This is a genomic window from Paracoccus sp. S4493, assembly GCF_000967735.1.
GTDB lineage: Bacteria > Pseudomonadota > Alphaproteobacteria > Rhodobacterales > Rhodobacteraceae > Paracoccus > Paracoccus marcusii.
The window spans coordinates 1-6,152 of record NZ_JXYF01000159.1 but is presented as its reverse complement, the minus strand read 5'-3'; the positions used below and the strand labels follow the sequence as shown (position 1 = coordinate 6,152).

Here is a 6,152-nt window from a genome sequence, read left to right as displayed (position 1 = left end):
CCCCCCGCAAGGCCGCGCCCGCCGCCCGCCGCCGTTCCGCCCCGCCGGCATTCGAGCTGGAATCCGAGATGCCCGAGCCCGAGCTGATCGAGCGCGATTCGGATTACGAGGGCGCCGCCCCGTCCGAGGCCGAGGTCCGGGGCCGCATCAGCGACGCCATCCGCACCAGCACCGCCAAGTCGTCGGTGCTGAAGGCGGTCGCGTCCCGGCTGGCCCGCGAGGGTGCGCCCGCGACCCCCGCCCCCGAGGAGCCGGTCGACCCGCGCCCCTTCGGCGCCGAGACGCCGCGCCAGATCATCGCCCCCGCCAAGCGCGCCGAACCCTCGCGCAGCGCGCGGGCCGAGGCCGAGCCCGCCCTGCGGTTCGACGACAGTGGCAGCCCCGCCTATGAGCGGCCCCCTCTGGCGCTGCTGTCGGCGCCATCGGACAGCGACGTGGTGCCCGTGTCCCACGAGGCGTTGATGGAGAACGCCCGCATGCTGGAGGCGGTGCTGGACGATTACGGCGTCAAGGGCCAGATCACCGAGGTCCGCCCCGGCCCGGTCGTGACGCTGTACGAGCTGGAACCCGCGCCGGGCCTGAAGGCCAGCCGCGTGATCGGGCTGTCCGACGACATCGCCCGGTCGATGTCGGCCCTGTCCGCGCGCGTCAGCACCGTTCCCGGCCGCACCGTGATCGGGATCGAACTGCCCAACGCCAAGCGCGAAAAGGTGCTGCTGCGCGAGATCTTCGCCTCGCGCGCCTTCGGCGACGGCACGCAGCCGCTGCCACTGGCGCTTGGCAAGGATATCGGCGGCGATCCGGTCGTGGCGAACCTGGCCAAGATGCCCCACCTGCTGATCGCGGGTACCACCGGGTCGGGCAAGTCGGTCGCGATCAACACCATGATCCTGTCGCTGCTCTACAAGCTGACGCCTGACGAATGCCGGCTGATCATGATCGACCCCAAGATGCTGGAACTGTCCGTCTATGATGGCATCCCGCACCTGCTGTCCCCGGTCGTCACCGACCCCAAGAAGGCCGTCGTGGCGCTGAAATGGGTCGTGGGCGAGATGGAGGACCGCTATCGCAAGATGTCCAAGATGGGCGTGCGCAACATCGAGGGCTATAACGGCCGCGTCACCGAGGCCCTGAAGAAGGGCGAGATGTTCAAGCGCACCGTCCAGACGGGCTTTGACGAGGATACCGGCGACGCGATCTGGGAGACCGAGGAGTTCCAGCCCGAGACCTTCCCCTATATCGTCGTGGTCGTCGACGAGATGGCCGACCTGATGATGGTCGCCGGCAAGGAGATCGAGGCCTGCATCCAGCGCCTGGCGCAGATGGCCCGTGCCTCGGGGATCCACCTGATCATGGCGACGCAGCGTCCCTCGGTCGATGTCATCACCGGCACGATCAAGGCGAACTTCCCCACACGGGTCAGCTTTCAGGTCACTTCGAAGATCGACAGCCGCACCATCCTGGGCGAGCAGGGGGCAGAGCAGCTGCTGGGCCAGGGCGACATGCTGTACATGGGCAACGGCGCGCGCGTCACCCGCATCCACGGTCCCTTCGTCAGCGACGAGGAGGTCGAGGAGATCGTGACCCACCTGAAATCCTTTGGGCCGCCCAGCTACAAGTCGGGCGTGGTCGAGGGCCCCGAGGACGACAAGGCCGACGACATCGACGCGGTGCTGGGCCTGGGCGGCGACGGATCGGACGATGCGCTGTATGATCAGGCCGTGATGATCGTGGCCAAGGATCGCAAATGCTCCACCAGCTATATCCAGCGCAAGCTGGCCATCGGCTACAACAAGGCTGCGCGCCTGGTCGAGCAGATGGAGGAGCAGGGCGTGGTCAGCAGCGCCAACCATGTCGGCAAGCGCGAGGTGCTGGTCCCCGAGGTCTGATGACCGCGGTAGGGACCGGCCAGAACGGGATGTGGCCATGACGATTTGGCAGTTGCACATGCTGAACGCCCGCAGCGCCCTGACGCCCGTCATGGCCGAGATCCGCGCCCATGCGCGCGAGATGGTGGCGGTGGCCGAGGCGCATCTGGACCTGCCCCGGTTCGACCTTGTGGTGCGGACGGGCGACGGGGTGATCCCCGAATGGGGCATCGCGGGCCACGCCCCGGCCCCCGGCATCATCGAGATCACGCTGGACCCCGACCGGGTCGAGCCCGAGCATTTCCGCCGCACCCTGATCCACGCACTGCATCGCCTGACGCGGTGGGATGGGCCGGGATACGGTCGGTCCCTGGGCGAGGCGCTGGTCAGCGAGGGGCTGGCGGGACATTTCGTCCAGCAGGTTCTGGGCGGGCCGCCCGACCCTTGGGATCAGACGCGGCCGGGGCTGGGCACGCTGAAGCAGGCCGCGGGGCTGTGGGCGCGCCGTGACTATGATCACGGCGAGTGGTTCCTGGGGCGTGGGCGGATGCGCAAATGGACTGGCTATGGCATCGGGCACCGCCTGGTGGCCGAGCACCTGGCGCAGGTCGAGGGGCAGGATGCGGCATCGCTGGTCTGGCAGCCCGCGGAGGAGTTCCGCGCGGCGCTGCGGCGCCTGATGGCCGCCGAGGGGATCGAGGACGCCTTCGACCCCGAAGACATCGTCCGCGACGATGCCGCCGCCGAGCCGGAAGCGGCCATCGAAGATGCGCCGGTCCGCGACGATAGGGGTGACGCTGACCCGGTGGAACAGCCTGCGACGGACAGCACCACCGCAGAGGTGGCGGATGACGAAAGCGCGCAGATTGCGTCCCGCGACGCCGGGGGGCAGGCCCCCCGGACCCCCCAGGACGGCTGAGGGCCGCACCGGCGTCGGCAGGGGGTCAGCGGCGCGGGATCAGGGCAAAGATCAGCCCCAGCACCAAGCCCGCCACGCCCCCGCCCAGATGCGCCTGCCAGGCGATCGACGGCATCAGCAGCGTCAGCGCCACGTTCAGCCCCAGGATCAGCGCCACGGCGCGCACCAGCGGGCTCATCGGGCGGTGACGGCGGCGCAGGGTGATCGCCGCATAGCCGACCAGCGCCCCCGCCAGCCCGAAGACCGCGCCCGAGGCGCCGACCATCGGCCCGGCATCGGGCTCCATCCAGGCGAAGACCATGCCGGCGGCGATCTGGCTGAGCAGATAGGTCAGCGCCATGCGGGCCGATCCGATCATGCGCACCAGCTCTCGGCCGACGGCGGCCAGGGAGATCATGTTCATCGCCAGATGCAGCGGTCCGGAATGCAGCAGGCCGTAGGTCAGGAACATCGCGACCCCCTGACCCGGATAGAGTCCGACCCCGTCGCCCACCAGCGGCGCCCAGAAGCCGCCCAGCATCACCGAGGCAGTTCGCGCGCTGCCCAGGCCCAGCATGGGCGCGGCAAAGCAGAACGCCTCGATCATGCAGCAGGCGATGATGACGGTCCGCAGCCACAGGGGCAGGGCGGCGGGTTCGGGCCAGCGCGCGGCCGCCACCCGCGGGATCGCCACGGGGCGGTCCATGTCGGTCACGCCCCTGCGCGCGGGTCAGTCATCGGCGCGGATCTGGCGGGCCTCGTCGATCAGCATGATCGGGATGCCCGAACGGATCGGAAAGGCCAGCCCCGCCGTGCGGGACACCAGCTCCTGCGCCTGGGCGTCATAGCTGAGCGTGGCATGGGTCACCGGGCAGACCAGCGCCTCCAGCATGTGGCGGTCGAAAAGGGGGGCATCGGTCATTGCAGGCGTTCCTCGTTCTCTCCGCCGTGCAGGGCGAATTCGATCAGGCCGACCAGCAGCTCGCGACGGTCGGCCAAGGTGGGCGATTCCAGCAGTGCCTGCTTGTCGCCGGGGGTGAAGGGCAGCATCATCGACAGCGAATTGATCAACAGCTCGTCCTCCGCCTCGGCGGCGGCGTCCCAGTCCGTCGACAGCTCCTGCGTCTGCATATAGCGGTCCAGCAGCGAAAACAGCGCCTTGCGGTCCAGCGTCGGATCCTGCTCTGGGCCGGACAGGTCGCGCCCGAACGAGGACCAGTCGACGCGGCCCTGCAGGTAGGGGGCAAAGCCCTCCTCGACCTCCTGCAGGCGAAACCGCGAGATCGCGCCAAGCGAGATCATCATCCGCCCGTCGCCGGTTTCCGAGAACGCCACGACCCGGCCCGCGCAGCCGATGGCGGACAGGCCGTCACCCTCGGGCTGGATCATCCCGATCAGGCGGTGATCGGTCTTCAGCGTGTCTTCCAGCAGCTGCAGATAACGCGGCTCGAACAGGTGCAGCGGCATGCGGGCCCGCGGCATCAGCACGGCCCCGGGCAGCGGGAACAGCGGGATGCGGTCGGGCAGGTCGAAACGCAGCGCCATCGGTCAGGCGAAGATCAGCGAGGACAAGCGGCGGCGGCCCTTCTGCCCGATGGGGTCGGTGGGCTTGAGGCTGTCGAAGATCGTGATCAGCTGCGCCTTGGCTGCGCCGTCGTTCCACTCGCGGTCGCGGCGGAAGCTGTCCAGAAGGATGTCGATGGCGGCTTCCAACTGGCCGTCGGCATGCAGTGCCTGCGCGTATTCCAGCCGTGCCTGCTGATCGGCCGGATCGGCCTCGACGCGGGCGGCCAGATCGTCCAGCGGACCCGCGCTGGCGGCCTGCTGGGCCAGGGCCAGCTTGGCGCGCGCGGCCTCGACCGGGCCGGCATGGGCCAGGGGGCTTGGCACCTGCGTCAGGGTCGAGGCGGCGGCGGCATGGTCGCCCGCGGCCAGATGGGCACGGATCAGCCCGCCCCATGCCTCGGGGCTGTCGGGCAGCTCTCCGATGATGGCGGTGAAGGTCTCTATGGCGTCGGCGGCCTCGTTGTCCTCGATCATCTGTTCGGCCGCGGCCAAGGCGTCGGCCAGGCCGCCGTCATCGCCCGACATCGCGGCCAGCTTGTCGACGAACTGCTTGACCTGGCTGGCGGGCACCGCGCCTTGGAAGGCATCGACGGGCTGGCCCTGGAAGAAGGCATAGACGGTCGGGATCGACTGCACGCGCAACTGGCCCGCGATCGTCTGGTTCTCGTCCACGTTGATCTTGGCCATACGCACGCGGCCCTTGTGGCGGGCGACCTCGGCCTCCAGCGCGGGGCCCAGCGTCTTGCAGGGGCCGCACCAGGGCGCCCAGAAATCGACGATGACGGGCACCTGCATCGACGCCTCGACCACCTCGGCCATGAAGGTGGCCTCGGTTACGTCCTTGATGAAGTCGTCGGTCTTGGGCGCTTGGGCCCCCTCGAAAAGCATGGTCATCCTGGCCCCGCATGGTTCGGTTGGCGTGTTCCCCGCAATATGGGGCGCTTGGCGGCTGAACGAAAGGGCCGGTTTGCGCGTTGCGATCACGCAGGCCTCACGGCCGTGTGAAGACATGAGGGACATGACCATGACAGAGACCCCCCGACCCGGCCGGACCTGCCGCCTTTGTGGCTGGCCCTGCTGCCCATCGTGCTGACGCTGGGCCTTCTGGCGCTGCAGCTGTTCTATTACGGTGATTTCACCCCGCACATCCCGCTGATCCTGGGGCTGGCCATTACCAGCCTTCTGGGCGTCCTGCGCGGGCAGGGGTGGATGGACATCCGCGAGGGGGTCTTCCACGTCATCCACGTGTCCATGCCCTCGCTGTCGGTGCTGATCGTGGTAGGCATGATCATCGGGGTGTGGATCGCGTCGGGGACGGTGCCGACGCTGATCTATTACGGGCTGACGCTGCTGAACCCGCAGATCTTCCTGGTCGCGGCGATGGTGCTGTGTGCGGTCGTGTCGCTGTCCCTGGGCACCAGCTGGGGCACGGTGGGCACCGTGGGCGTGGCGCTGATGGGCATCGGCGCGGGTTTCGGCATCCCGGCCTACTGGACGGCGGGGGCGGTCGTGTCGGGGGCGTTCTTCGGCGACAAGATCTCTCCGCTGTCGGACACGACGAACCTGGCGCCGGCGGTGACGGGGGTGAACATCTTCGATCACATCCGCAACATGCTGCCCACGACCGTGCCCGCGATGCTGATCGCGCTGGTCATCTATTTCATCGCGGGGACCTGGCTGATCTCTCCCGCCGAGACCAGCATGGCGCGCATCGACGCGATCACCGACACGCTGGCCGCGCAGTTCACGCTGGGCTGGGTGCCGATGATCCCGGCGCTGGTGGTGATCGTTCTGGCCGTCATGTATCGACCCGGTGAAGA

7 protein-coding genes are annotated in these 6,152 nt (G+C 68.9%); 3 read left to right on the top strand and 4 right to left on the bottom strand.

The features are described from left to right. Together TW83_RS15685 and TW83_RS15680 are read left to right on the top strand one after the other, a co-directional pair. A partial coding sequence (locus TW83_RS15685; RefSeq protein WP_239441397.1) for a DNA translocase FtsK occupies nucleotides 1-1,889 on the top strand: 1,889 nt, incomplete at its 5' end. Between the two features lie 37 nt (nucleotides 1,890-1,926). Beyond that, a complete protein-coding gene (locus TW83_RS15680) occupies nucleotides 1,927-2,787 on the top strand; it encodes a DUF2268 domain-containing putative Zn-dependent protease (protein WP_052714940.1) in 861 nt (286 codons plus the stop codon). Nucleotides 2,788-2,812: 25 nt separating this feature from the next. Here the strand turns inward: TW83_RS15680 and TW83_RS15675 are convergent, their stop codons facing one another. The 4 genes from TW83_RS15675 to trxA are packed head-to-tail and all read right to left on the bottom strand — an operon-like array spanning nucleotide 2,813 to nucleotide 5,226. Next, nucleotides 2,813-3,472 (bottom strand): rhomboid family intramembrane serine protease, encoded by a 660-nt coding sequence (locus TW83_RS15675; RefSeq protein WP_052714939.1) that lies wholly within the window; start codon nucleotides 3,470-3,472, stop codon nucleotides 2,813-2,815. A 24-nt stretch (nucleotides 3,473-3,496) separates the two neighbouring features. Beyond that, on the bottom strand, nucleotides 3,497-3,688 hold the full coding sequence (locus tag TW83_RS15670) for a Trm112 family protein (RefSeq protein WP_045983714.1): 192 nt from the start codon (nucleotides 3,686-3,688) through the stop codon (nucleotides 3,497-3,499). Then, nucleotides 3,685-4,311 (bottom strand): LON peptidase substrate-binding domain-containing protein, encoded by a 627-nt coding sequence (locus TW83_RS15665; RefSeq protein WP_045983713.1) that lies wholly within the window; start codon nucleotides 4,309-4,311, stop codon nucleotides 3,685-3,687. The genes TW83_RS15670 and TW83_RS15665 overlap by 4 nt, the downstream gene beginning before the upstream one ends. Before the next feature lie 3 nt (nucleotides 4,312-4,314). Then, the gene (gene trxA, locus TW83_RS15660; protein WP_139599442.1) at nucleotides 4,315-5,226 is read right to left on the bottom strand and encodes a thioredoxin; all 912 of its coding nucleotides are present in this window, start codon (nucleotides 5,224-5,226) and stop codon (nucleotides 4,315-4,317) included. Between the two features lie 159 nt (nucleotides 5,227-5,385). Between trxA and TW83_RS15655 the strand changes: the two genes are divergently transcribed. After that, on the top strand, nucleotides 5,386-6,152 hold a 767-nt coding region (locus TW83_RS15655), incomplete at its 3' end, for a Na+/H+ antiporter NhaC family protein (RefSeq protein ID WP_045983715.1).